This is a genomic window from Aeromonas sp. INTO2, from assembly GCF_049860605.1.
Classification (GTDB): domain Bacteria; phylum Pseudomonadota; class Gammaproteobacteria; order Enterobacterales; family Aeromonadaceae; genus Aeromonas; species Aeromonas caviae.
In genome coordinates this window covers 388,108-413,668 of sequence record NZ_CP187588.1, presented here as the reverse complement: position 1 = coordinate 413,668, position 25,561 = coordinate 388,108, and the positions used below count along the sequence as shown (strand labels likewise).

At 63.3% G+C, this 25,561-nt stretch carries 24 protein-coding genes; 15 read left to right on the top strand and 9 right to left on the bottom strand.

Annotation, left to right across the window (positions count from 1 at the left end; genetic code table 11):
* Window positions 1–115: 115 nt before the first annotated feature.
* Genes ACPW74_RS02045 through ACPW74_RS02035 form a run of 3 tightly spaced genes read left to right on the top strand, consistent with a single transcriptional unit; the run spans window position 116 to window position 2,796 of the window.
* Window positions 116–961 carry a heme/hemin ABC transporter substrate-binding protein gene (locus tag ACPW74_RS02045; RefSeq protein WP_119197366.1) on the top strand — a complete coding sequence of 282 codons (846 nt, stop codon included), beginning with the start codon at window positions 116–118 and terminating at the stop codon, window positions 959–961.
* Entirely contained in the window at window positions 958–1,989 is a 1,032-nt protein-coding gene (locus tag ACPW74_RS02040) for a FecCD family ABC transporter permease (RefSeq protein ID WP_279982299.1), read from the top strand. Before ACPW74_RS02045 ends, ACPW74_RS02040 begins: the two co-directional genes overlap by 4 nt.
* 15 nt (window positions 1,990–2,004) lie before the next feature.
* Window positions 2,005–2,796 carry a heme ABC transporter ATP-binding protein gene (locus tag ACPW74_RS02035; protein WP_257711308.1) on the top strand — a complete coding sequence of 264 codons (792 nt, stop codon included), beginning with the start codon at window positions 2,005–2,007 and terminating at the stop codon, window positions 2,794–2,796.
* A gap of 96 nt (window positions 2,797–2,892) precedes the next feature.
* On the opposite strand, the gene ACPW74_RS02030 is transcribed toward ACPW74_RS02035, so the two are convergent.
* Window positions 2,893–3,501 (bottom strand): YitT family protein, encoded by a 609-nt coding sequence (locus ACPW74_RS02030; protein ID WP_039040037.1) that lies wholly within the window; start codon window positions 3,499–3,501, stop codon window positions 2,893–2,895.
* Window positions 3,502–3,793: 292 nt separating this feature from the next.
* Between ACPW74_RS02030 and ACPW74_RS02025 the strand changes: the two genes are divergently transcribed.
* Both ACPW74_RS02025 and ACPW74_RS02020 read left to right on the top strand, forming a co-directional pair.
* Window positions 3,794–5,143 (top strand): UDP-glucose dehydrogenase family protein, encoded by a 1,350-nt coding sequence (locus ACPW74_RS02025; RefSeq protein ID WP_279981803.1) that lies wholly within the window; start codon window positions 3,794–3,796, stop codon window positions 5,141–5,143.
* Entirely contained in the window at window positions 5,140–6,138 is a 999-nt protein-coding gene (locus tag ACPW74_RS02020; RefSeq protein WP_279981804.1) for an NAD-dependent epimerase, read from the top strand. Before ACPW74_RS02025 ends, ACPW74_RS02020 begins: the two co-directional genes overlap by 4 nt.
* Before the next feature lie 41 nt (window positions 6,139–6,179).
* Here ACPW74_RS02020 and ACPW74_RS02015 read toward each other — a convergent pair whose 3' ends face one another.
* The 3 genes from ACPW74_RS02015 to ACPW74_RS02005 are packed head-to-tail and all read right to left on the bottom strand — an operon-like array spanning window position 6,180 to window position 8,957.
* Complete coding sequence (locus ACPW74_RS02015) at window positions 6,180–7,868, bottom strand: ArnT family glycosyltransferase (protein ID WP_279981805.1); 1,689 nt, start codon at window positions 7,866–7,868, stop codon at window positions 6,180–6,182.
* Complete coding sequence (locus tag ACPW74_RS02010; protein ID WP_039040033.1) at window positions 7,858–8,217, bottom strand: lipid-A-disaccharide synthase N-terminal domain-containing protein; 360 nt, start codon at window positions 8,215–8,217, stop codon at window positions 7,858–7,860. Before ACPW74_RS02010 ends, ACPW74_RS02015 begins: the two co-directional genes overlap by 11 nt.
* Window positions 8,217–8,957 carry a glycosyltransferase family 2 protein gene (locus ACPW74_RS02005; RefSeq protein ID WP_279981807.1) on the bottom strand — a complete coding sequence of 247 codons (741 nt, stop codon included), beginning with the start codon at window positions 8,955–8,957 and terminating at the stop codon, window positions 8,217–8,219. Before ACPW74_RS02005 ends, ACPW74_RS02010 begins: the two co-directional genes overlap by 1 nt.
* A gap of 311 nt (window positions 8,958–9,268) precedes the next feature.
* Here ACPW74_RS02005 and ACPW74_RS02000 point away from each other — a divergent pair, with 311 nt between their 5' ends.
* The 4 genes from ACPW74_RS02000 to ACPW74_RS01985 all read left to right on the top strand — a co-directional run bounded on the left by ACPW74_RS02000 (window position 9,269) and on the right by ACPW74_RS01985 (window position 14,178).
* A complete protein-coding gene (locus tag ACPW74_RS02000; protein WP_010673217.1) occupies window positions 9,269–10,111 on the top strand; it encodes a lytic transglycosylase domain-containing protein in 843 nt (280 codons plus the stop codon).
* Between the two features lie 198 nt (window positions 10,112–10,309).
* Window positions 10,310–11,977, top strand: a complete 1,668-nt coding sequence (ettA, locus tag ACPW74_RS01995; RefSeq protein ID WP_279981808.1) for an energy-dependent translational throttle protein EttA — start codon at window positions 10,310–10,312, stop codon at window positions 11,975–11,977.
* A 260-nt stretch (window positions 11,978–12,237) separates the two neighbouring features.
* A complete protein-coding gene (locus ACPW74_RS01990) occupies window positions 12,238–12,567 on the top strand; it encodes a hypothetical protein (protein WP_279981810.1) in 330 nt (109 codons plus the stop codon).
* A 255-nt stretch (window positions 12,568–12,822) separates the two neighbouring features.
* Window positions 12,823–14,178, top strand: a complete 1,356-nt coding sequence (locus ACPW74_RS01985; RefSeq protein ID WP_010673214.1) for an NCS2 family permease — start codon at window positions 12,823–12,825, stop codon at window positions 14,176–14,178.
* 84 nt (window positions 14,179–14,262) lie between these two features.
* On the opposite strand, the gene djlA is transcribed toward ACPW74_RS01985, so the two are convergent.
* Genes djlA through ACPW74_RS01970 form a run of 3 tightly spaced genes read right to left on the bottom strand, consistent with a single transcriptional unit; the run spans window position 14,263 to window position 16,782 of the window.
* The gene (djlA, locus tag ACPW74_RS01980) at window positions 14,263–15,087 is read right to left on the bottom strand and encodes a co-chaperone DjlA (protein WP_125117508.1); all 825 of its coding nucleotides are present in this window, start codon (window positions 15,085–15,087) and stop codon (window positions 14,263–14,265) included.
* Window positions 15,088–15,106: 19 nt separating this feature from the next.
* Complete coding sequence (murU, locus tag ACPW74_RS01975) at window positions 15,107–15,775, bottom strand: N-acetylmuramate alpha-1-phosphate uridylyltransferase MurU (protein WP_226043813.1); 669 nt, start codon at window positions 15,773–15,775, stop codon at window positions 15,107–15,109.
* A complete protein-coding gene (locus ACPW74_RS01970) occupies window positions 15,772–16,782 on the bottom strand; it encodes an aminoglycoside phosphotransferase family protein (RefSeq protein WP_425858528.1) in 1,011 nt (336 codons plus the stop codon). The genes murU and ACPW74_RS01970 overlap by 4 nt, the downstream gene beginning before the upstream one ends.
* A gap of 174 nt (window positions 16,783–16,956) precedes the next feature.
* Here ACPW74_RS01970 and lptD point away from each other — a divergent pair, with 174 nt between their 5' ends.
* From lptD to ACPW74_RS01940, 6 genes are read left to right on the top strand one after another with little or no spacing between them, the layout of a single operon-like run.
* Window positions 16,957–19,389 (top strand): LPS assembly protein LptD, encoded by a 2,433-nt coding sequence (lptD, locus tag ACPW74_RS01965; RefSeq protein ID WP_128341981.1) that lies wholly within the window; start codon window positions 16,957–16,959, stop codon window positions 19,387–19,389.
* Between the two features lie 30 nt (window positions 19,390–19,419).
* Window positions 19,420–20,712, top strand: a complete 1,293-nt coding sequence (gene surA / locus ACPW74_RS01960; protein ID WP_048208296.1) for a peptidylprolyl isomerase SurA — start codon at window positions 19,420–19,422, stop codon at window positions 20,710–20,712.
* A gap of 50 nt (window positions 20,713–20,762) precedes the next feature.
* Window positions 20,763–21,758, top strand: coding sequence for a 4-hydroxythreonine-4-phosphate dehydrogenase PdxA (gene pdxA, locus ACPW74_RS01955; RefSeq protein WP_279982301.1), 996 nt, complete (start codon window positions 20,763–20,765; stop codon window positions 21,756–21,758).
* A complete protein-coding gene (gene rsmA / locus ACPW74_RS01950; protein ID WP_010673207.1) occupies window positions 21,748–22,560 on the top strand; it encodes a 16S rRNA (adenine(1518)-N(6)/adenine(1519)-N(6))-dimethyltransferase RsmA in 813 nt (270 codons plus the stop codon). The genes pdxA and rsmA overlap by 11 nt, the downstream gene beginning before the upstream one ends.
* A gap of 4 nt (window positions 22,561–22,564) precedes the next feature.
* On the top strand, window positions 22,565–22,927 hold the full coding sequence (gene apaG / locus ACPW74_RS01945; RefSeq protein ID WP_010673206.1) for a Co2+/Mg2+ efflux protein ApaG: 363 nt from the start codon (window positions 22,565–22,567) through the stop codon (window positions 22,925–22,927).
* Window positions 22,928–22,933: 6 nt separating this feature from the next.
* Window positions 22,934–23,755: a symmetrical bis(5'-nucleosyl)-tetraphosphatase gene (locus ACPW74_RS01940; RefSeq protein WP_039040022.1), complete on the top strand. Its 822-nt coding sequence runs from the start codon at window positions 22,934–22,936 to the stop codon at window positions 23,753–23,755.
* Between the two features lie 126 nt (window positions 23,756–23,881).
* On the opposite strand, the gene ACPW74_RS01935 is transcribed toward ACPW74_RS01940, so the two are convergent.
* A complete protein-coding gene (locus ACPW74_RS01935; RefSeq protein ID WP_041211140.1) occupies window positions 23,882–24,367 on the bottom strand; it encodes a 2TM domain-containing protein in 486 nt (161 codons plus the stop codon).
* A gap of 184 nt (window positions 24,368–24,551) precedes the next feature.
* Window positions 24,552–25,541: a luciferase-like monooxygenase gene (locus ACPW74_RS01930; RefSeq protein ID WP_010673203.1), complete on the bottom strand. Its 990-nt coding sequence runs from the start codon at window positions 25,539–25,541 to the stop codon at window positions 24,552–24,554.
* Window positions 25,542–25,561 lie beyond the last annotated feature (20 nt).

Below are 25,561 nucleotides of genomic sequence, written 5' to 3'. Positions count from 1 at the left end.
TAATAAAGCGCCCCAAGTAACGCAATTGATAATCGATTTCATTCTCAGTGCATTTTGATGGACGACTTGATATTCTCGGCGGCAACCCTATTTCATTCACCCTTCGGAGGTTCGCATGGGCCGTCGTATTGCCCTCGCATTCAGCCTGCTCGGCTGTGCCCTTTCCCTCTCTTCCCCATCCGTCATGGCGGTGGAGCGTATCGTCAGCATAGGCCCCGCCACCACGGAACTCATCCTGGCGCTGGGGGGCGAGCAGAGCCTGGTCGCCACCGATGTCAGCAGTCCGGAGCCCAGAGGCGTGCCCAAGGTCGGCTATCACCGCGCCCTCGCCGCCGAAGGGATCCTGAGCCTCTCTCCGACCCTGGTGGTCGGCAGCGACGAGATGGGCCCGAACAGCACGCTTGATCAGTTGCGCCGTGCCAACGTCAAGGTCGAGGTCATGGCCACAGCCCCTACGCTGGCCAACCTCAACGAGCGTATCGATACCCTGGCCCATCTCCTGGGTGACCAGGCGGCAGGGAGCAAGCTCAAGGAGGAGATTGCCGCCCAGAGCGACACCCTGGCGGCGCAGGCGAAGCAGAACAAGCCCCTCAAGGTCGCCTTCCTGCTGCTGCACAAGGGTCAGCCCACCAGCATCGCTGGCGGCAACACCACCGCCAGCGCCCTCGTCACCCTGGCGGGCGGCGTCAATCCGGTGGCTGGGCTCCACGACTACAAGCCCGTTTCCACCGAATCCCTCATCGAGCTGCAACCTGATCTGGTGCTGGTGAGCGGCCGCGACTGGCAGCAGTATCAGGATCCCGACGCCGTCCTGAGCCAGGTGCCGGCTCTGTCAGCCACCCCGGCAGGCAAGAACAAGGCCATCCACGCCATCGACGGACATGCCCTGCAAGGGGGCCTCAGCCTTCGTTCCCTGCAACAGGCGAACCAGATCGCCCAGTGGATCAAGCAGGGTTCCTGATGCGCCTGCCTCTGCCCTGGCTGTTCGCCCTGACCGGCTGCGCGCTGGCGTTGCTGCTGGTCGGGTCCCTCGCGACCGGCCCCATGTCCCTCTCCCTTGGTGAGAGCCTGCGCGCCCTGTTTGCCGGACCACAGAGCGGGATTGAGGCTCACAAATTATTGATCGTGCAGGAGATCCGTCTGCCACGAACCCTGCTCTGCATCGCCGTGGGGGGCATTCTCGGCCTCTGCGGCGCCGTCATGCAGGGACTGTTTCGCAACCCCCTGGCAGACCCCGGCATCATAGGGGTGTCGGGCGGGGCGGCACTCGGCGCGGCCCTGGCTATCGTGCTGCTCGCCCCGTTGGGCTCGCACCTGCAGAGCCTGCTCGGCCTGGGGTTGCTGCCCCTGCTCGCCTTTCTCGGCGGAGCCCTCACCACCACCCTCGTCTATCTGCTGGGTACCCGAGAAGGGGGCACCTCGGTCACCGTGATGCTGCTGGCCGGGGTGGCCATCACGGCGCTCTCCGGCGCCGTCATCGGACTGCTCACCTATCTCGCCGACGATCAGATGCTGCGCAACCTGAGCCTGTGGCAGATGGGCTCCCTGGCGGCAGGCAAGCCGGTCGATGTGACGCTGGCGCTGCTGACCCTGGCCGCTTTGCTGCTGTTGTTCATGCGCGATGCCAATCCCCTCAACGCCCTGCTGCTGGGAGAGGGAGAGGCCCGGCATCTGGGGGTGAACGTGCAGACGCTGAAGCGTCGCCTCATCCTGCTCACCGCTGCCGGTGTCGGCGTGGCGGTGGCCGTGGCGGGCATGATCGGCTTTGTCGGCCTGGTGGTTCCCCATCTGGTACGGCTGCTGGCCGGTCCCAACCATGTCCGCCTGTTGCCGCTGTCTGCCCTGCTGGGGGCTGGCCTGCTGCTGGGGGCCGACATGCTGGCACGCACCCTGCTCGCTCCGGCCGAGCTGCCGGTCGGCATCATCACCGCCCTGCTGGGTGCCCCCTTCTTCATCTGGCTCTTGGTCAAGAGCCGCCGAACCCTGTAACAGGAGATCGCCACCTTGCCCGGATCCCCCTCCCCCCTGCTCAGTTGCCGGGGTCTTCGCCTCAGTCGTGGCAACCGGCTTATCCTGGACAGCCTGGATCTCGACCTGCATGCCGGCAGCCTGACCGCCCTGCTCGGCCCCAACGGGGCGGGCAAAAGCTCACTGCTCAAGTGCCTGACCGGCGAGCTGGAACATGAAGGGGAGAGCCACCTGTTCGGCCAGACCCGCAGGGGGTGGGCCGGCAACGCTTTGGCACACCGGGTCGGTGTGCTGCCGCAAAGCTCCTCCTTGAGCTTCCCCTTCCTGTGCGAAGAGGTGGTGGCCATGGGTCGGCTGCCCCACAGCGAGCCTGCCAGCCGGCGTGACGAAATAGTCCGCGCCGCCATGACCCACGCCGGGGTCGACCATCTGGCGAACCGCCTCTATCCCGGCCTCTCCGGCGGGGAGCGTCAACGGGTGCAGTTCGCCCGGGTGCTGGCCCAGATCTGGCAGGCCCCGGAGGAACCGCAGCAAGCGCGGCTGCTGCTGCTGGACGAGCCCACCTCGGCGCTGGATCTCAAATACCAGCACCAGTTGCTCGCCATGGCCCGGGCGCTGGCCGGTCGCAACACCGCCGTGCTGGTGGTGTTGCACGACCTCAATCTGGCAGCCCGCTACGCCGATAGGCTGGTGATGCTGGAGCAGGGCAGGCTGATGGCTGACGGCAACGCAGGCGAGGTGCTGACTCCAGCGCTCATCGCGCGCCTCTACGACTACCCCGCCCAGGTGATCCACCACCCCGAGAGCGGCGTCCCCATGGTGGTGTGACACCCGGGGGCAGATAGCAACAGAGCGCCATCAGGCGCTCTGTCTTTTTGCGGTATCCAGCCCTGGGCTGACCAGCAGGGTAATCCCCTGGACACATCAGGCTATCTGGTAGCGCCCCGGCTTGTGATTGAGTGTCAACACCAGATTACAGATGATGGCTGCCACCACGGAAAGCGCCAGCAGCCAGGGGGAGACCACGAAGAAAGAGGCGACCACGATGGCGCAATCCAGCCCCATTTGCAGCTTGCCTGCCCGCACACCCCATCTGTCCTGAATGAAGAGCGCTAGGATGTTGAAGCCCCCCAGGCTCGCCTTGTGGCGGAACATGATGAGCAGCCCCATGCCGATCAGGGTGCCGCCGATCAGCGCCGCATAGACGGGTTCGATCTTGCCGATTTGCAGCACGGCGTTGAGGTGATCCGTCATGAAGGAGACGGTGGCCACGGCGGCAAAGGTATTGAGGGTGAAGCGCGGCCCCATTCTGAGCCAGGCCAGGGCATAGAAAGGCAGGTTCATGGCGAAGAACAGCAGGCCGAAGCTGATGCCGGTCACCTGTTGCAGCAGCAGCGCCAGGCCGGCGGTGCCACCGGTGAGCAGGCCGACCTGATGGAACAGGAAGATGCCGAGGGAAACGAAGCCTGCTGCGGTCAGCAAGGCGAGCACATCCTCATAGAGCGGGTGCGCAGAGCGTGAAGTGTTGTCCATAACCAGGTATCCAGTCGCGAAGCAAGAGAGTGTTGGCCGCCCGTCGGGCGGAGCGAGCCCCGTTAACCGGGGCTTCGTTATGCCGACAGTCTCCAATTTGAGTGAGATGGATCACAAGTCCCGCCCTTCACGCGCCAAAATGGTGCGCGTCATCCAGGCGTTACAATCCTTGCACCAAAATGTCCCACACTCACCGCCGGCCTGATGCTGAAAAACCTGAAACGGGCCGCTGCCCCCGCGCCCGAATCGTTCTAGAATGAGTCGCTTGTCACTGCCAGCGGAACAACAGCGGATGAGAGTCACCGTATTCGGAATAGGTTATGTCGGGTTGGTTCAGGCCGCCGTACTGGCGGAGATGGGTCACAAGGTGGCCTGCGTGGATGTGGATGCCGACAAGGTCGCGGGCCTGAAAGAGGGGCGCATTCCCCTCTTCGAGCCCGGTCTCGCCCCCCTGGTGCAGCGCAACCATCAGGCCGGTCGCCTGATCTTCACCACAGACCCGGCCCGGGCGGTGGAGTTTGCCGAGCTTATCTTCATCGCGGTCGGAACGCCGCCGGACGAGGACGGGTCTGCCGACCTCCATCAGGTAATGACGGTGGCGGACACCATAGGCCGCCTGATGCAAGGGGGCAAGGTGGTGGTCAACAAGAGCACTGTGCCTGTCGGCACCGCCAGCCGGGTACGGCGACACATTGCGGAGCGCCTCGCCGACCGTGGTCTCGACCTTCCGCTCGACGTGGTCTCCAACCCCGAATTTCTCAAGGAGGGCGCCGCCGTCGCCGACTGCCTGCGGCCGGATCGCATCATCATCGGCACCGACTCCGATCACGCCTTCTCCCTGCTGGAGGAGCTCTACGCCCCCTTCAACCGCAAGCGAGACCGCATCCTGCGGATGGATGCACGCAGCGCCGAACTGACCAAGTACGCCGCCAACGCCATGCTGGCGACCCGCATCTCCTTCATGAACGAGATGGCCACCCTGGCCGAAGCCCTGGGCGCCGATATCGAGGAGGTGCGCAAGAGTATCGGTGCCGATCCGCGCATCGGCCACCACTTCATCTACCCAGGCTGCGGTTATGGCGGATCCTGCTTCCCCAAGGATGTCAGGGCGCTGATCCACACCGCGAAGGAGGCGGGGTGCGAGACCCCCCTGCTGCGCTCGGTGGAGCAGGTCAACGAGGCGCAGAAGCACAGGCTCATGACCCGGCTGCACCACCATTTTGGTGCCAGTCTGTCGGGGCGCACCTTCGCGTTATGGGGACTCGCCTTCAAACCCAATACCGACGACATGCGCGAAGCCCCGAGCAGGGTGCTGATGGAGGCGATCTGGGCGGCAGGAGGCAAGGTGCAGGCGTTCGACCCCGAGGCCATGACCGAGGCCGCCCGCCTCTATGGCCAGCGGGCAGATTTGCTCCTGTGCGACACCCAGGAAGACGCCCTTCAGGGGGCCGATGCCCTGCTCGTCTGCACCGAGTGGCAACAGTTCCGCGCACCGGATTTCGACCTGCTTCGCCAGACCCTGAAGCAGGCCATCATCTTCGACGGCCGCAACCTCTATGATCCGGCCCGTCTGCGCCAGCGCGGTTTCACCTACTATGCCATCGGCCGTGGCGACAGCCTGGCTCATCAGGAGGAGCGATGAAGTACCTCGTCACCGGCGCCGCCGGGTTTATCGGATTTCATGTGGCGCGCAGGCTCTGTGGCGACGGCCATCAGGTGGTGGGGATAGACAACCTCAACGACTACTACGCGGTGAGTCTCAAGGAGGCGCGCCTCGCCCTGCTCACGCCTCTACCCGGCTTTCGCTTCGAACACCTCGATCTCGCGGACCGCGCGGCCATGGCTTCGCTCTTTGCCCACGAGCAGTTTGACCGGGTGATCCATCTGGGGGCCCAGGCCGGGGTGCGCTACTCCCTGGACAACCCCTTCGCCTATGCCGACAGCAACCTCACCGGCCACCTCACCGTGCTGGAAGGGTGTCGCCAGACCCGGGTGCAGCACCTGATCTATGCCTCCTCCAGTTCGGTCTACGGGCTGAACGAACAGATGCCGTTCAAGCCGTCCCATGGGGCGGATCATCCCGTCTCTCTCTATGCGGCGAGCAAGAAGGCGGGAGAGCTGATGGCCCACTCCTACTCCCATCTCTACGGCCTGCCCACAACCGGGCTGCGCTTTTTCACCGTCTACGGCCCCTGGGGTCGGCCCGACATGGCCCTGTTCAAGTTCGTGCACGCCATCCTGAACGGCGACCCCATCGACCTCTACAACCAGGGCCAGCTCTGCCGGGATTTCACCCATGTCGACGACATCGTCGAGGGGATAGTGCGCATCTCAGACATCCCCCCTGCGGGCGATGCCCACTGGCAGGGGGCCCCGGACGCCAGCCCGGCCCCCTATCGCCTCTTCAACATCGGCAACGGCAGCCCGGTCAGGCTGCTGGACTTCGTGGATGCCATCGAGGCGGCCCTCGGCAAACGGGCCATCCGCAACATGCTACCCATGCAGCCCGGCGACGTGCTCGCCACCTGGGCCGACACCCGCTCGTTGTTTGACGCCACGGGCTATCGCCCCCGTGTCGGGCTCAAGGAAGGGGTAGACAGCTTTGTCCGCTGGTATCGGGACTACTACCGGGTCTGAGCCAAACGAGGTGGCAGGGCCCCCTGGCTCAGACCCTGCGCTCAGGATGAAGGGGTATAGCTGAAGGGCACCATGGTGGGGGAGAGCCCACGACAGGCGGGTTTGAGGGCCTGCGGGCCTGCCAGCAGCCAGTCGGTGCGGTGACGGTTGCCGAGGTTTTCCATCTTCGCGGGGTCAAAACACCTCACCATCAGGTCGGCGCTCCCCAGTACCCAGCGCCCGGGGGCAGCCCCTATCCAGGCGGCAGCTTCCCGAGCCTGCTCCCCGTCTCCCATCAGATAAGGGTAATGTTTCACTGGTTGCAGGCTAAACAGCAGATGCTGCTCCTTGAAGCCCGCCAGCAGCAGCTCATCCCCCGCAGGCACCTTCTGCGCCGCCAATGCCATGACTCCCTGAGGGGTGCGCACCTCGTTGAGGCGCACGCTTATCCAGCAGGAGTAGATCAGCCACCCCACTGCCAGGGAGCTGAGAATGGCGGTCAGTGGCGCCCGGCGAAGCCAGGCATTGATCAGCAGCAAGGATCCCCCCAGCACCAGCAGGGGAAGCCAGGGATCCGGCCCCAATTCCCCCAGACGGCTGGCCACTCTGTCGCTAAATGCCAGCACCAGAGCCCCCACCAGCCCTGCCCCCCCCAGCAGCCAGCCGAGCCCGGCCAGCAGTCGCCCCGGCCAGACCCGGACCAGCAGGGTGCCGATGAAGGGTGCGGTCAGGAGCGCCAGGGCGGGCGTACCGGGCGTGATGTAGACGCCCCGCTTGCCCGGCGAGCAGGAGAAAAACAGCACCACCAGCACCAGATAACCCAGCAGCAGCAGGATACGCCTGTCCTGCGCCCGGATGGCGCGCCGCCAGGCCACCACCAGCCAGGGCAACAGCAGGGAGAGCGGCAGCCAGAACGGCGGGATCACCGAGGTGAGGTAGTACCAGAAGGGTTTGACGTGATGCCAGGCGCTGGTATAGCGAGTCACCGTCTGGCGCAGCAGTATGTTATCTCTGTAGGCCAGCAGGAGGGGATCTCCGCTTCGGGTCACGGCCTCCAGCATGGGGACCAGCCAGAGGCCCATCGCCAGGGCCATGGCCAGCGGCCCGAGCAGGGCCTTCAGCCAGGCTGACAAGGGCGCGGCGCGGATTTGCGACCTGTGGGTCCAGAGCGCGGGAAGCAGCACCAGCAGGGCCAGTACTCCCACCCCCTTGGTGATGACGCCAAGCCCCGCGGCAAACCAGCCGAGCCAGTACCAGCGCCACCCGCCACCACAGAGGAGGAAGCGCAGAAAACCATAGAGACCGAGGGTGATGAAGAAGGTGACCAGGCCGTCGATCTGGGCCGTCTTGGCCTGCAGGGTAAACTGGACGGTAAAGAGCAGCAGCAAGCCCGCCAGAAATCCCGTCGCCGGATCCCACAGGCGGCGCCCCAGATCCCACACCAGCAAGATGGTCAGCAAGCCAGACAGCAGGGAGGGCAGCAGAAAGGCCACCTTGATGGAGCCAGTCAACACATAACCGCTCGCGATCCCCCACATAAACAGCGGCGGCTTGTCCGGATAGAGCTCCCCGCCACGCATGGGGAAGAGCCACTGGCCGCTCTCCACCATCTCCCGGGCGATCAGGGCGAAGCGCGGCTCGTCCGCCGGCCAGGGATCCCGCAGACCCAGCCCGGCCCCCAGCACCACCAGCGCGATCAGCAGCAACCAGCCAAGGGACGTCTGATTGAGCAGGGTGCGATCACTCACCATGACGGGCCTCCCCGGTCACTGCCTTGTCCCGCCGCCAGCCCCGATGCTGGATATCGAGATAGAGGCTGTAGAGCGCGGTGAAGGTGGGGAAGAGGTTTTGCAGCACGCCGACGGAGTCCTGCTTGGGAGAGAAGGTGAAGTAGCTGAGCGTCATCAGGCTGCCGATCACGCTCATGTACCAGAACAGGCGCGGGATGACGGGTCGTCCCGCCCGCCTGGACGCCAGAAACTGCACCAGCCAGCGTCCGCCGAACATCAGCGCCCCCGTGTAGCCGATCAGCTTCCAGCCGGTGACGTGCACCCCGGTCCAGTCCAGCCAGTCGATGGGGGCAGACAGCCAGGCGTCCATCACTCCAGTATCTCCCCGATTTCAACCACCTTGGATCGGCGCTGCAACCACCAGACCCCGACCACGTCCACCAGCCCGACCCAGAGCCGGTTCCAGACCCCGTATTTGGAGATGCCCGCCTGGCGTGGCCTGTGGTTGACCGGCCAGGGCGCCATGCGCCCCCCTTGTGCCTGGATCAGCGCGGGGATGTAGCGGTGCATGTGATTGAAGGCGGGCAGTGTCAGATACCAGTCGCGACGCACCACCTTGAGCCCGCAGCCGGTATCCGGAATGCCGTCGCGCAGCAGCAGATCGCGAAAGCCGTTGGCCAGCTTTGAAGAGAGGCGCTTGACCCAGTCGTCACGGCGGTTGACCCGGTGGCCGATGAGGCCCACCTGGTATGGATCGCTCTGGTAACGGCGCATCGCCTCCTCCAGCATGGCGGGAATGTCGGCGGGATCGTTCTGACCATCGCCGTCGAGTACCACCAGCCAGTCGCCACGCCCGTGGCGCACTCCGCTCAGCACCGCCATGCTCTGGCCCACGGCATGGACATGGCGTAGCACCTTCAGCCTGGGGAAACGCGTCTGCAAATCGCGCAGTACCACATGGCTGTCGTCCACACTGCCATCGTCCACATAGATCAGTTCGTACTCGAACCTGCCCCCAAGGGCGGCATCTATTTCGCCGACAAGCGGGGCCAGATTATCCCGCTCATCCTTGGCAGGCACCACGACAGAGATATCGACCAATTCGACCATATGCACATCCTGCCCTCATCAGAGGCGCTATCGATTCACCCGGCAGACCCGACGACATTGCATCGTGGCCTGGCTGACATCATGCAAATACAAGGCGTTAGAAAACAACTGTGTCAGCATATTGAACCTCAATTAACAAATCTGTCAAAGCAGTCACTGACCCGGGAGTCATACCGCCTCTCCCCTGCACCAAAAGTTCCATACCGTTTTCATCTCTGTTGCTCACCCACATAACCAGATGTTCCATCTGCTGGCTGGCGTCCCTCCCCGGATCGGGCCTATATGTTGCGGATACCAAAGACGAGGTTTCCATGAAAAAACGACTCTGGGGCTGGGGACTCCTGATACTGCTCGCCACCACTTCCCACGCAGATCCCTTTCGTCAGGCCCCCAAGGCCATGAGCGCACTGCGCCAGGGTGCCGCCATGGAACAGGGAAACCCGCGGCAGGCCATCGCCCACTACTGCACCGCCGCCAACCTTGGCAACCCGGAAGCCTATTACCGCATCGGCCGCCTGCTTGCCCGCGGCCCCCAGGGGATCCGCAATGCCCGCAGCGCCAACGCCTACCTGGCCATGGCCATGCGCCTTGGCAACCAGCAAGCCGCCCGTTACTACAACGAGCGGGTCGGCAATGCGCCCCTGGGTACCTGCGGCATTGGAGGCGGTGGCGGAGCCCCCTGGGTGCGCCCCAGTACCCCCTTCGATCAGGAGCGCTACCTGGCCAGACAGTCACAGGCCAAGCAAAAGCTGGCCGTCATGATCCGCCAGGCCGCCCAGCGTCACAAAGTGGACCCCCAGCTCGCCCTGGCCATCGCCATCGCCGAATCCAATCTGAACAGCACCGCCGTCTCCCCCAAGCAGGCGCAGGGCGTCATGCAGCTCATTCCCGAAACCCAGGCCCGCTTCGGCGTGACCCGGCCGTTCGATGCCCAGCAGAACATCCGTGGTGCCATGATCTACCTGAAGTGGCTGGAGAAGCAGTTCGGTCCGGACTGGGTGAGGATCAGCGCCGCCTACAACGCCGGGGAGCAGGCAGTGCTGCGCCACGGCGGTGTGCCGCCCTATCAGGAAACCCAGGAGTATGTGCAGCGGGTGCTCTATTACTCGGGGCAGGATCCTGACAAACCTGCCCGTCGCAGCTCACCGCGCTGATCTTGCCCGGTTGCCCCTCTTCCCTCGCGCCTGTCGGCCGTCCCGGCCTGCGGCGCCCGGCTTTGCCGCCCCTCTCCCATTGGTTTACAATCGACGGGTTTTTTGGAACCGGGTTGACGGCCCGTCGACCCGGCCCCACCACGACATCAGTTTGTTAATGCCAAGACATTAAACTGCTGAAAGGAAGAGAATTAGCCAATGGCTCAATTTATTTACACCATGAACAGGGTTGGCAAGGTCGTGCCACCCAAGCGTCATATTCTCAAGAACATCTCCCTCTCCTTCTTCCCGGGGGCCAAGATAGGCGTGCTGGGTCTGAACGGCGCCGGGAAATCGACCCTGCTGCGCATCATGGCGGGCATCGACACCGAGATCGAAGGGGAAGCCCGTCCGCAGCCCGGCATCAAGATCGGCTACCTGCCCCAGGAGCCGAAGCTGGATCCGGAGCAGACCGTACGCGAAGCGGTCGAAGAGGCGGTCGGCGACGTCAAACGCGCCATGGCGCGCCTCGACGAGGTCTATGCAGCCTACGCCGACCCGGATGCGGATTTTGACAAGCTGGCCCGCGAACAGGGCGAGCTGGAAGCCATCATCGCCGCCCAGGGCGGCCACAACATGGAAAACCAGCTGGAGCGCGCAGCCGACGCCCTGCGTCTGCCGGCCTGGGATGCCCAGATCAAGCACCTCTCCGGTGGTGAGCGCCGCCGCGTGGCCCTGTGCCGCCTGCTGCTGGAAAAGCCGGACATGCTGCTGCTGGACGAACCGACCAACCACCTGGATGCGGAATCCGTGGCCTGGCTGGAGCGCTTCCTGCACGACTACGAAGGCACCGTCGTGGCCATCACCCACGACCGCTACTTCCTCGACAACGTGGCGGGCTGGATCCTGGAGCTGGACCGCGGCGAAGGCATCCCCTGGGAGGGCAACTACTCCTCCTGGCTGGAGCAAAAAGATGCCCGTCTGGCCCAGGAAGCGAGTTCCGAGGCCGCCCGTCGCAAGTCCATCGAGAAGGAACTGGAGTGGGTTCGTCAGAACCCGAAAGGCCGTCAGGCCAAATCCAAGGCTCGTATGGCTCGCTTCGAAGAGCTCAACACCAACGACTACCAGAAGCGCAACGAGACCAACGAGCTGTTCATTCCGCCCGGACCGCGCCTGGGCGACAAGGTGGTGGAGGTGGCCAACCTCTGCAAGTCCTATGGCGACCGCCAGCTGATCGACGATCTCTCCTTCTCCATTCCGAAGGGTGCCATCGTCGGCATCATCGGTCCGAACGGTGCCGGTAAATCGACCCTGTTCCGCATGATGTCGGGTCAGGAGCAGCCGGATTCCGGTTCCATCACCCTGGGTGACACCGTGGTGCTGGCTTCCGTGGATCAGTTCCGCGACCAGATGAACGACAAGAAGACGGTGTTCGAGGAAGTCGCCGACGGCCAGGACATCCTGCGCATCGGCAACTACGAGTTCCCGAGCCGCGCCTACATCGGCCGCTTCAACTTCAAGGGTTCCGACCAGCAGAAGCGGGTCGGCGAGCTCTCCGGTGGTGAACGTGGCCGTCTGCACCTGGCCAAGCTGCTGCAGACCGGCGGCAACGTGCTGCTGCTGGATGAACCGACCAACGATCTGGACATCGAAACCCTGCGCGCCCTCGAGAACGCCCTGCTGGAGTTCCCGGGTTGCGCCATGGTCATCTCCCACGACCGCTGGTTCCTCGACCGCATCGCCACCCACATCCTGGACTACCAGGACGAGGGCAAGATCGAGTTCTTCGAGGGCAACTTCACCGAATACGAAGAGTGGAAGAAGAAGACCTATGGCGCCGAGGCCGTCCAGCCGCGCCGCGCCAAGTACAAGCGCATCGCCAAGTAAAGGGAACGATGGGTGCAGCCAGCCGCACCGCGTCCATTGCAACAAGCGCATCGCCAAGTAAAGGGAACGATGGGTGCGGCCAGTCGCACCGCGTCCATTGCAACAAGCGCATCGCCAAGTAAAGGGAACGATTGGTGCGGCCAGCCGCACCGTGTCCATTGCGACAAGCGAGCTGCATGTGCGGACAAGGGGAGCCCGGGCTCCCCTTTTTATCGCCTCCTAGCTTACAATTCCCCTCCCTACCCTGGCAGCATAGAACCATGACCCAACCCACCACGACCAGACTCACCATCCAGATCCGGATCGAACCCGGCTGTCTGGGTCCGGATGGCAAGCAGCACATCGACACCTTCTGCACCGCGGCCAGCCGGGTCTTTGCCGCCATCGAACCCGGGCGGGTCAGCTGGGTGCTGCTCCCCCGCCACGACAAGCAGTTGCCGGAGCAGGAGTTCCTCATCGAGGGGCGCAAGTTGAGCGAGGCGCAAGCCGGCCTGTTGCTGCAACGCATGGGGGTCGCCCTCGCTCCCTTGCTGGAGCAGAGCGATGCCGTGCTGAGCCAGCTTATCGAACGCTACCAGAAAAACCGTTGATCCCGATGTGGAAACGGGGCTCTATTGGTCCCCTTTTTCCGGCCTCCGAGGGAAAACGTTTGAGTTTTTACTCTATTCATTGATCCGCCTCGCACATCCGGGGTTTGTAAACCTGGCCGCCTGTGTGAAAATGTGCGCGCTGTCACGGTATCAGAACGAGTCTGGTCACTTCACCGCCAGAATCAGGGTCCGTCGCCCCGCATGGATGGGCCGGGCCCCCTGCTGCCTATTTCACGTCACCCATTGGAATCCAACATGAATCAACCACATCACGCTACCGGGCAGACCGCCAGCCCGGCTGCCGGGCAGGGATTGCTCGAGCGCCTGTTTGCCCTGCGCGGTCATGGCACCACGGCCCGCACCGAGGTGATCGCCGGCATCACCACCTTCCTGACCATGGTCTACATCGTCTTCGTCAACCCGCAGATCCTCTCTGCGGCAGGCATGGACACCCAGGCCGTGTTCGTTACCACCTGCCTCATCGCCGGTGTCGGCAGCATCCTGATGGGTCTGCTGGCGAACCTGCCCATCGCCCTGGCTCCCGCCATGGGCCTCAACGCCTTCTTCGCCTTCGTGGTGGTGGCTGGCATGGGCTACTCCTGGCAAGTGGGCATGGGCACCATCTTCTGGGGTGCGCTGGGCCTGCTGATCCTGACCCTGCTGCGGGTACGCTACTGGCTCATCGCCAACATTCCCCTGACCCTGCGGGTCGGCATCACCGCCGGCATCGGTCTGCTCATCGCCCTGCTCGGCCTGCACAATGCCGGCATCGTGGTCGCGAGCCCCGCCACCATGGTGACCGTGGGCAACCTCACCTCCCTGCCCTGCCTGCTGGGGCTGCTCGGCTTCTTCCTCATCTGCATCTTCTCCGCCCGCGGCGTCCACTCCGCCGTGTTGATCGCCATCGTGGTGACCACCACCCTGGGCTGGCTGTTCGGCGACGTCACCTTCAAGGGCTTCGTCTCCGTGCCGCCGAGCATTGCACCGGTCTTCGGCCAGCTGGACCTGATGGGATCGCTGGACATCAGCCTCGCCGGGATCATCTTCTCCTTTATGCTGGTCAACCTGTTCGACTCTTCCGGCACCCTGATCGGCGTGACCAACCGCGCCAAGCTGGCGGATGACAAGGGGCACTTCCCGCGCATGAAGCAGGCCCTGGTGGTGGACAGCGTCAGCTCCGTCGGCGGCGCCTTCATGGGGACCTCGTCCGTGACGGCCTACATCGAGAGCAGCTCCGGCGTCGCCGTCGGCGGTCGCACCGGCCTGACCGCCATAGTGGTGGGCATCCTCTTCCTGCTGGCCATCTTCTTCTCTCCGGTCGCCGCCATGGTACCGGCGTATGCCGCAGCGGGGGCTCTCATCTACGTGGGCGTGCTGATGTGCTCCGAGCTGACCCGGGTGAAGTGGGAAGACCTGACCGAAGCGGTGCCGGCCTTCATGACCGCTGTGATGATGCCGTTCAGCTTCTCCATCACCGAGGGGATCGCCGTGGGCTTCATCTCCTACTGCGTGATGAAGGCGGGCACCGGCCGCTGGCGCGAGATCAACCCCTGCGTGCTGGTGGTGGCCCTGCTCTTCGTCCTCAAGTTTGTCTGGGTCGATGCCCACTGATTTTTCTTCCATGAAAAGAAAAACCAGACTCTGAAAACAAAAATGCCCGTCATCGACGGGCATTTTTTATGGCGGGCTCAGGGCTCAGCGAATGCCGCGGGCCTCGCGGATCCACTCCCAGGCCTGCTGGATCTCCTGGGTCTTCTCCTTGGCCATCTCCATCATCTCGGGGGGCAATCCCTTGGCGGCCAGCTTGTCAGGGTGATGCTTGCTCATCTCCTTGCGATAGGCTCGCTTGATCTCCTGATCGCTGTCGCTCTCGTTCACCCCGAGCAACTGATAGGCATCCTTGAGGCGATCCCGGGAGGGGGGCTCCTGACGGTATTGCTGCCCCTGGCCACCGCCCTGCTGTTGCTGGCGGTGGAAGAAGTTCATCTGGGCCTCGGCCATGGCCAGAATGCGGGCCAGCTCGATGCGACTGAACCCCAGCTCGTCGGCGATGGTTTGCAGGATGGCCCGCTCGTTCGCCTCCACCTGACCGTCGGCGAAGGCGGCCTGCAGCTGGACCTCGAGGAAGAAGCGCAGGATGTCACGCTGCCCCAGGCTCGCCTGGCGAAACTCCGCCAGGGTCTCGCGCAGGGGGAAGTCTGCCTCCTTGCCCTGGCGGAATGACTCCTGGGCCCGTACCCGCTGCTCTCCGGCCAGCCGCATCCTGTCCATCAGGTTGGACGCGACCCGTATTTCGTGCTCGGTGACCTGGCCGCTCGCCTTGGCGATGTGGCCCATGACGGCGAAGGTGGCATGGAAGAAGACGGCCTGCTGCTGCTGGCTGGGCGCCCGCTGGAAGGCACCGCGGATCCCCATGCCCCGATCGAAGCGATGGCCGATCCACAGGCCCAGCAGGGCACCGAAGATGTTGCCGAGCAAAAAACCGAAGAAGGTGCCAAGCACCTTGCCCCAAATACGCATGGTTCAAGACCTCGTGATGTTAATGGGTGCCGGCGAGCAGTTGCTCGTCCAGCTCGCGCAGCCGATCCACTGTGCCGATGTCGCGCCACTCGCCTGCCAGCAGGCTGCCACCCACCCGTCCCTGCACCATCCAGTCGCGCAGCAGGGGGGCCAGCTTGCGCGCCCCGCAGGGCAAGCCGGCAAAGGCGGCGGGCTGATAGAGGCCGACGCCGCTGAAGGTGAGGGCCGGGGTGTCCAGCACCCGACCCGCTTGCAGGGAGAAGTCCCCTTGCGGATGCTGGGGAGGGTTGGGCACCAACCAGAGGTGGGCGAGATCGTCCCCAAGCGGCTGGTTCACCAGAGCGCGATAATCCAGGTCGAGCCAGGTATCGCCGTTGATCACCAGAAAGGGTTCGCAGCCCAGCAGGGGCAGCGCCTGCACGATGCCGCCGGCGGTCTCGAGCGCGCTCTCTTCGGCCGACCAGTGGATGGATACCCCGAGTGCACTGCCATCGCCGAGGGCCGCCACCAGCTTGTGTCCGAGCCAGGCGTGGTTGATGACAAGTGTGGTCACGCCGGCTGCCTTGAGTTTTTCGATATGGTGCACGATGAGCGGCTTGCCCCCCGCCGCCAGCAGCGGCTTGGGCAGCAGATCGGTGAGCGGGCGCATCCGCTCCCCCCGCCCGGCGGCCAGGATCATCGCCTTCATGATGTCACCCCGGTGCGCGCCAATCCGGGCAGCACCACCTGCTCCAGCCACTGGCCGAAGCGGGCCAGCGCCGGGTAGGTAGCGCCATGGCTGCGACAGACATCAACGACGTAGCCCAGGGTACGGGGAATGTCCTTGAGGTAGCCGGCCTTGCCATCGCGGTGATAGAGGCGGGTGAAGATGCCCGCCGCCTTGAGATGACGCTGCATGCCGGTTAGATCGGCTGCGCGACGAAACGCGGCATAGTCCAGATTGCCGAGCAGGCCGGCCTCTTGCAGGGTGTCGAAGCCAAGTCGCATGCCCTGCTCGATCACCGCGTCCGGCCAGCGCACGTAGCAATCTTTGAGCAGGGAAACCAGGTCATAGCTCAGCGGCCCGATGACCATGTCCTGGAAGTCGATAAGGGCGAGGTCGCTCTCCTTCGGGTTCATCCCGCCGCACACCATCAGGTTGCGGCTGTGGAAGTCCCGGTGCATTACTCCTTGTGGCTGGGCCAGGTTGCTCGCCGTGAGGCAGGCGAAGGTCTCCGCCAGCAACTGCTGCTCTTCATCGCTCAGGGTCAGTTGCAGGTGATGCCCCAGCAACCACTCGGGGAAGATGGCATTTTCACGGGCCATGAAGGCCTCATCGAAGGGCTCGAGCTCGAGCGCCACGGCGCCGAGCCCTGGCAGCAGGGCGATGGCCTTGCCATACCAGGCCAGTACGCTCTCTTCGTTCAGGCAGCCGATAAGCTGGGTATCCCCCAGATCCGTCACCGCCAGCAATCCCTGCTCGTAGTCGACCCCCTTTACCTCGGGGGCCAGCAGCCCCGCATCGTGCAGGGCGGCCGCATTGCGAACGAATTCATGATTTTTTTCGGTTTTCGGATTAGCATCCACCCACACCAGACCGCCGCCCCGGAAGTAGCGGCGGAAACTGGCGTCACCGGAAATAAGCGTCAACGAGAGGTTGGCGTCACCGGAAATCCGGCGAGCCCATTGCAAAAGCAGGGAAGCGCGATCGTGCATGAGTCGGGAACCAAATTGGAAAGCAGCACTTGGCTGTTAGCCCTGGCCGCAATAATGCTTTATCATTGCCGGCTAACATAAAGCAATGACATGCAATGTCAACTCGATGGATCCTGACATAAAATGCATGCCCTGAATCCACCGTTTTTACTACGGATTGCGCGAGCCTTTCACATGACAAAATGGACACTGGGATACTCCTGTCCCATCGCCCTGACCATCAGCCTTGTTCCTGCCCTGAGCCCGCTCATGGCCCAGGCAGCGCCACTCAATGCGCCACCCGCTACCGGGATCCTCGACAGCCTCTGCTATGATTATGTTCCCAAGATAGAGAAGCCCAGTGCGGACCAGGACGCCAATGCCCAGCCCGTCGAGGTGGATGCCGATCGCCTGGAGGCCAAGCAGGGCGGTACCGCCGTCTACGAGGGTGACGTCAAGGTGCGCCAGGGCGTGCGCAAGTTCGACTCCGACTATGCCCAGCTCGACCAGAAGAGCCGGGATGTCATCGCCATCGGCAACATCTATTACAACGATGGCCAGATCACGGTCACCAGCGACAAGACCCTGAAATCCAACCTGGACACCAAGAACTCCGAGCTGGAAGAGGGCAAATATCAGGTCCATGGCTCACCGGTGCGCGGCTTCGCCGAAAAGGTGACCATGACCAACAACAACCAGAACATCACTCTGGAAGGGGCCCAGTACACCACCTGCCCACCGGGCCAGGAGGCCTGGACCCTGAAGGCCGGCAGCATCGACATCGATCAGTCCGAGGTATTCGGGGAGGCCTGGAACGCCAGCCTCTGGCTCTATGACTATCCGGTCTTCTACTTCCCCTATATCAACTTCCCCATCAAGGATGAGCGCAAGACCGGTCTGCTCTACCCGGGCTATACCCAAAGCTCCAAGAACGGCATGGACATCACCCAGCCGTTCTACTGGAACATCGCCCCCAACTACGATGCCACCATCACCTCCCGCTTCATGGACAGACGGGGCCTGATGGAACAGGTCGAGTTCCGCTACATGCCGGACCCGGCCCACGTGGGGAACCTCTACTTCGAGAACTTGGCAGACGACAAGCAGTACGACGAGACGGCCAGCCTCAATCAGCATCTCTCTGATGGTCACCGTTACCTGCTCAGTGCCCGCCACACCTCCATGTTCATGGACAACGCCATGCGGGTGTCGGTGGACTACACCAAGGTACGGGACCAGGACTACAACTACTTCAACGACTTCACCCCCAAGGTGGGGACCCAGGTCGACAACCAGTTGCAGCAATCCCTGAAGGCGGGTTACTACCAGCAGAACTGGAACCTCGATGCCGAGGTACGGACCTACCAGATCCTGCTGGCCAGCGCCCAGCAGCCCCACGAGCTGATGCCGCGCATCAACCACAACTACTACCAGCAGGGAAGCTGGTACGATCTGGCCTGGAATACCGAACTGACCAACTTCGGCTACAACAACGATCAGGCCATCGAGCAGAACAAGGGTGAAGCCTACACCGGCACCCGGGTCTACACGGCCCCCACCCTGACCATCCCCCTCGTTGACGAGGCGGGTTACTTCCTCGACAGCCAGTACAAGCTGATGTACACCCGTTACGACCAGACGGTGCCTGACCAGATGAGCAGCACCTTCACCAATCGTTTCACCCCGAGAGAGGGCGGCGACGTCACCCTGGAAGAGGGGACCATCACCCGGGTACTGCCCTCGTTCCGTCTCAAGGGTGGCATGACCTTCGAGCGGGATCAGCAGTGGTTTGGCGAGGGAGCCAACCAGACCCTGGAACCTGAGTTCCAGTACCTCTATGTGCCCTATAAAGATCAGGACAACATCGGCGTCTATGACTCCACCACCATGCGCCAGGACTACTACAGCCTGTTCAGCGATCGCCGCTTCGCCGGTCTGGACCGCATCAGCGACTCCAACCGGCTCTCCTTGGGGGTCACCACCCGCATTTATGATCCGGCCGGGGATGAACGAATCCGGTTGGCCGTTGCCCAAGCCTTCGACTTCGTGGCGCCCAGGGTCAAGCTTTACAGCAGCGATGAGTTGAGCACCAATACCCGCTCCCCGCTGTCGTTCGAGGGTGACGCCAAGATCAACGAGCAGTGGTATGCCCATGCGGGAGCACAATATGATATGGAACAGCGCCAGATAAGCTCTGCCAACAGCGCCCTGGAGTACCGTCACGAGAAGTTGATCAGCCAGTTGAACCACCGCTTCGTGCGAGATGCCAACTACGACCTCGACCACAAGGGCCAGGTGACGGATCTCAACCAGATCGGCCTGCTGCTGACCACCCCGCTGGACGATCGCTGGCACCTTTATGGCGGCTACTATCAGGAGCTCAATCAGAACGTCAAAGTGGACCGCAAGGTGGGTCTGAAATACGACTCCTGCTGCTGGAGCATCAACTTCAACCTGGAATGGGTCAACACGCCAGACAACGTGAACCTGACCCCGACCTCCGAGCGCAGCCTCGGCATTCAATTTGAAATGAAAGGATTGGGTAGCGTGGGTACCGGCTCCAAGGGCACTTCCCTGGACACCGAAGCACTGCCTTACATTCGTCCGTTTAACCTGCGAGACCAGTAACCGGTCTGGCAAACGCCTTGAGAGATGGATATGAAGAAGACGTTGATTTCCCTGCTGACCGCAGGCCTGTTCGGAGTCATGAGCCAGGGTGCCCTCGCCGCCCCCGAGCTGATGGACAAGGTGCTTGCCGTGGTCAACAAGGATGTGGTGCTGGCCAGTCAGCAGGAGGCCCTGGTGCAAAAGGTCAAGGCTTCCGCCCAGGAGAGCGGCCAGTCCCTGCCCGATGACGTCACCCTGCGCAAGCAGGCGCTGGATCGGCTGATCCAGGAGAGCCTGCAACTGCAGCTGGCGGAGCGCCAGGGGCTCAAGATCAGTGACACCCAGCTGGAACAGGCCATTCAGAGCATCGCCGCCGACAACAAGATGAACCTGGAGCAACTGCGCGCCCAACTGGAGCGGGAAGGCCTGACCTACGCCCAGTACCGTGAGGAGGTGCGCCGCGAGATCCTGATGAACGAGGTGCGCCGCAGCCAGGTCCGCCGTCGCATCAACATCTCCGATCAGGAGGTCAAGCAGGTGGTCGAGGCCCTGAGCAAACAGGGCCAGCAGCAGACGTCATATCATATCGGCCATATCCAGGTCGCGCTGCCGGACAACCCGAATGCCGAGCAGCTCAACGCTGCCAAGGCCAAGATCGAGCGCATTCTGGCGTCCCTGAAAGAGGGTGCCGACTTCCGCAAGCTGGCTATTGCCGAGAGTAACGGTCCCAAGGCGCTGGAAGGGGGTGACTGGGGCTGGTTGAGCCCGCAGGAGATGCCCACCCTGATGGCGGAAGCCGTGCAAGGGGCCGGCAAGGGTGACATCGTCGGCCCGCTGCGCTCCGGCGCCGGTCTGCACATCATCAAGATCTTCGACACCAAGGGTCAGCAACAGGTCATGCAGACCGAGGTCAAGGCGCGCCACATCCTGATCAAGCCCTCCATCATCCTGAGCGAGGAGAAGGCCAAGGGCACCCTGGACGGCATCCTGCACGACATCAAGAGCGGCAAGGCCAGCTTTGCCAGCATGGCAGAGAAATACTCCGAGGATCCGGGCTCTGCGGTGCAGGGTGGCGAGCTGGGCTGGTCTGATCCCAACGTCTATGTGCCGGAATTCCGCGACATGCTGGGTCGCCTGCAACCGGGCCAGATCAGCGAACCCTTCCGCACCAGCCACGGCTGGCACATCGTGCAGCTCGAGGAGCGCCGCAGCCAGGACGCCACCGGCAAGGCCCAGGAGCAACGCGCCTACCAGCTCATCTTCAACCGCCGCTTCGCCGAAGAGTCCCAGGCTTGGCTGGATGAGCTGCGCGACGAAGCCTACATCCAGATCGAACCCAATTGATGGGCGACACTCAGATGAACAAGGTGCATCCAGGGCACGCCGAGGCACAACTGAGCTGCCACCGGCTTGCCATCACCCCGGGTGAACCGGCTGGCATAGGCCCGGATCTGGTCCTGCAGATTGCCCAGCGGGCCTGGCCCCATCAGCTGGTGGTGATCGCCGATCCCGCCCTGTTGCGCGAACGGGCCGCCCTGCTGGGGCTGTCCGTCGAGCTTGAACCCTATGACGAAAGCGCCCCCACCCGTCCGCAGCGGGCGGGGACTCTGACCGTCTGCCCCGTGCCGCTCGGCGCCCCCGTGGTGCCAGGCCAGCTGGATGAGGGCAACGGCGCCTATGTGCTGGCTACCTTGCAGCGCGCCTGCGACGGCAACCTGAACGGCGAATTTGCCGCCGTGGTGACCGGGCCGGTGCACAAGGGGATCATCAACCAGGCTGGCGTCTCGTTCAGCGGTCACACCGAGTTCTTCGCCCAGCAGTCCGACACCGCCGATGTGGTGATGCTGCTGGCCACCGAAGGGCTGAGAGTGGCCCTCGCGACCACCCATATTCCCCTTGCCTATGTGGCCAAGGCCATCACCGAGGATCGCCTTGGCAAGGTGATCCGCATCCTGGATGCGGATCTCAAGCGCAAATTCGGCATCGAACAGCCCCGGATCTATGTCTGCGGCCTCAATCCCCATGCCGGGGAAGGGGGTCATCTGGGCCGTGAAGAGATCGATGTCATCGAACCCGCCCTGGCCGCCCTGCGCCAGGAAGGGATCGATCTGGTCGGCCCGCTGCCGGCCGATACCCTGTTCCAGGACAAATACCTCAAGGATGCGGATGCGGTACTCGCCATGTACCACGATCAGGGGCTGCCCGTGCTCAAGTACAAGGGCTTTGGCAACTCGGTCAACATCACCCTCGGACTTCCCTTCATCCGTACCTCGGTGGACCACGGCACCGCGCTGGATCTGGCAGGCAAGAACCTGGCAGACCCCGGCAGCCTCACCACCGCGATCAACCACGCCATCCAGATGGTAGAGAAAAAAAGATATGAGCAGTAAGGTGCACATGGGCCACACGGCCCGTAAGCGTTTCGGTCAGAACTTCTTGCACGACCGGTATGTGATCGACCAGATAGTGGCCGCCATCAACCCGCAACCGGGTCAGAATCTGGTGGAGATTGGCCCGGGTCTGGCCGCGCTCACCGAGCCGGTCGCTGCCCAGATGGACAAGATGACCGTGGTCGAGCTGGACCGTGATCTGGCGGCACGTCTGCGCGAACACCCCACCCTGAAAGAGAAGCTGACCGTCATCGAAGCCGATGCCATGCGCTTTGACTTCAGCACCCTGATGGGGGAAGGCAAGGGGCCACTGCGCATCTTCGGCAACCTGCCCTACAACATCTCCACCCCGCTCATCTTCCACCTGTGCGAATTTGCCGACCGGGTGGAGGACATGCACTTCATGCTGCAAAAGGAAGTGGTGCTGCGTCTGGCCGCCGGCCCGGGCAGCAAGGCCTATGGCCGTCTGAGCGTGATGACCCAGTACTACTGTCAGGTAGTGCCGGTGCTGGAAGTGGGCCCGGGCGCCTTCAAGCCGGCGCCGAAGGTGGATTCCGCCGTGGTGCGTCTGATCCCGCACAAGAACCCGACTATCGTCGCGAAAGACATTCGTTGCCTGAACCGGGTCTGCACCGAAGGCTTCGGCCAGCGTCGCAAGACCATTCGCAACAGCTTCTCCAACTTCATCACCGACGCCCAGCTGACCGAGCTTGGCATCGATGGCAACCTGCGCCCGGAGAATCTCTCCCTCGAGCAGTTCGTCACGATCGCCAACTGGCTGGCCGACCAGCAACAGGCCTGATCCCATGACCCAAGCCCGGATAGTGGTCCGCCCCCACCCCAGCTATGTGGCGGGAACCGCAGATCCCTACCATTTTCTCTATCGCATCGAGATTGAGAACCTGGGTCCGGGCACGGTGCAACTGCTGCATCGACGCTGGCTCATTACGGATGCCAATGGCAAGATGCTGGAAGTGGAAGGTCCCGGCGTGGTCGGTGAACAACCCCTGATCGCCCCCGGCGAGACCTTTTCCTACCAGAGTGGCGTTCCCCTAGCCACACCGCTTGGCGTGATGGAAGGCAGCTACATCCTGCAGGATGAATCGGGGCAACAATTCGAAGCCCCCATCGCCCCCTTCACGCTGGCCGTCCCCAACATAATCAACTGAGGTTTCATGGCGAACTGTTTCGTCGGTGATATCCAGGGCTGCTACGACGATTTGCGCCGTCTGCTGGATCTTGCCGAGTTCGACTTCGATAACGACACGCTCTGGCTGTGCGGCGATCTCGTCGCCCGGGGGCCGGACTCCCTCAACACCCTGCGTTTCGTCAAATCACTGGGGCAGCAGGCCGTCACCGTGCTCGGCAACCACGACCTGCATCTGCTGGCGGTAGCCCACGGGGTCGCCCCGCTCAAGAAGAAAGACAAGCTGCAGGCGCTGATGGAGGCCCCGGATCGGGACGAGCTGCTGGAGTGGCTGCGTCACCGTCCCCTGCTGGCAGAACACCCCGACCTGCCCATCATGATGGTGCATGCGGGCCTCTCCCCCGCATGGGACGCCCACACCGCCCGCAGTTGTGCCCGGGAGGTGGAGAGCCTGCTGCGCGGGGATCAGTACAGCTGGCTGCTGCACAACATGTATGGCGATCAGCCCGACAGCTGGAACGACAACCTGCTAGGCATAGAGCGTTACCGCTACATCATCAACAGCTTCACCCGGATGCGCTTTTGCTACTTCGACGGGCGCCTCGACTTCAAATGCAAGAAGGGCCCCACCGAATCGACCCCGGGCCTGCGCCCCTGGTTCGAGCAGCGCGAGCACCATGTGGATGACCCCATTCTGGTCTTCGGCCACTGGGCGGCCCTGATGGGCAACACCGGCAAATCCGATATCAAGGGACTCGACACCGGGTGTGTCTGGGGCAACAGCCTCACCCTGTGGCGCTACGAGGACGACGCCCTGATCGCCACCCCCTGCCCGGCCTATGCCAAGTAGAGCGGCTCTCTGCGGAACATGGGAATGATCCGCCGTTGAGAGGAGAGCAATGCCCTCTCCTGCGAAATGGAGCTGAAAACAGAACGGGCCCGGCAATGCCGGGCCCGTTTTTTCATGATGAGCGGATCAGAGCCTGCGCCCCAGCCGTTTCTCGACCTGGCGCCGCTCCCATTCCGGGCCAAACAGCTTGAAGGGCTGGAACAGGTTGATGGCGTGAGAAGCCAATCCCAACCCCCAGCCCAGCATGGGCCACCAGGCCCAGATATAGTCCGGGTTGCTCAGGTAGTTGATGACAAACAGCCCCCCTATCACCAGCACATAGCTCATGAGGTGGCCGTAGAAGCCCCTGAGCCCCTCCACGAACTTCATCGCCTCCCGCTCATCCCGCGCCACCTGCACGCGTCCCCGATCTTCGCCCTCATTCCCTTTCATCTCGCTCTCCTGCAGTTGGGTCACATCGAGCTCGAAGACGGCGGCCAGGGCCTTGAGGGATTCCAGTCCGGGTTGCTGGCCCTGCTCTATTCGCTGAATGGTGCGAACGCTCAGGCCAGTGAGGGTCGCCAGCTGTTCCTGGGACCATCCCCGTTGCAATCTCAACTTCCTGACGATCATCTTGCGCTCCTTGTGGTGATTGACAGGGCCAGCATAGGGGAAGGGGATGAGAGGCGACACGACAGATGGCCGACACTCACCTGACTTCCTTTAAAAATCATAAAGTTACTACCACGCAATCGTGGCTTTTACGCCCCGAGCAGCCAGGCTTGGCGTGCCGCTGGCGACCAGACGTCACGGGGGGTTACAACCCCTGCATCAGCTCGGCACCAATCTCGAAGGAGCGCAGGCGCGCCTGATGATCGACGATGGGGCCGTTGAACATCAGCTCGTCCGCTCCGGTCTCTGCCAGCAGAGCCTTGAGGCCGTGGCGTACCCGATCCGGCTCCCCCACCAGGGAGCGAGCCAGGGTCTGCTCCATCGCCATCAATTCGCGGGGAGACCACTCATCCCCCAGCGTCTGCACCGGCAGTGGCAGCTTGCCGGCATCCCCCCGGTAAAGACGCAGGAACTGCTGCTGCAGGGTGGTGAACAGGAAGCGGGCCTCACGGTCGGTGTCGGCGGCGATCAGATTCACGCACACCACCGCATGGGGTTTGGGCCAGCGGGCAGAGGGGCGGTATTGGGTACGGTAGATCTCCAGCGCCTGCAGCAACATGGCGGGAGCGAAGTGGGAGGCAAAGCCGAACGGTAACCCCATGGCCGCAGCCAGTTGGGCACTGTAGAGGCTGGAGCCCAGCAGCCAGATGGGCACATGGAGTCCCTGGCCCGGCACCGCCTGCACGGCACCGACCTCGTCGCCAAAATAACTCATCAGTTCGCGTACATCCGCCGGGAAATCATCCACCTCGCCGCTGCGCTGGCGGCGCAGCGCCTGCATGGTGCGCTGATCGCTGCCAGGGGCGCGGCCCAGGCCGAGATCGATGCGATCCGGATAGAGGGAACTCAGCGTACCGAACTGCTCCGCAATGACCAGGGGGGAGTGGTTCGGCAACATGATGCCGCCAGCCCCGAGCCGCAACGTCGTGGTGCCCCCGGCCAGGTGGCCAATCAGCACCGCTGTGGCGGCGCTGGCAATGCCCGGCATGTTGTGGTGCTCCGCCAGCCAGTAGCGATGGTAACCCCAGCGCTCCGCATGGCGAGCCAGATCCAGCGAGTGGCGAAACGACTCGGCCGGCAGACCACCTTCGGGAACGGGCACCAGATCCAGCACGGAATAGGGGACGACAGACATGGGACACTCCATTGGTTCAC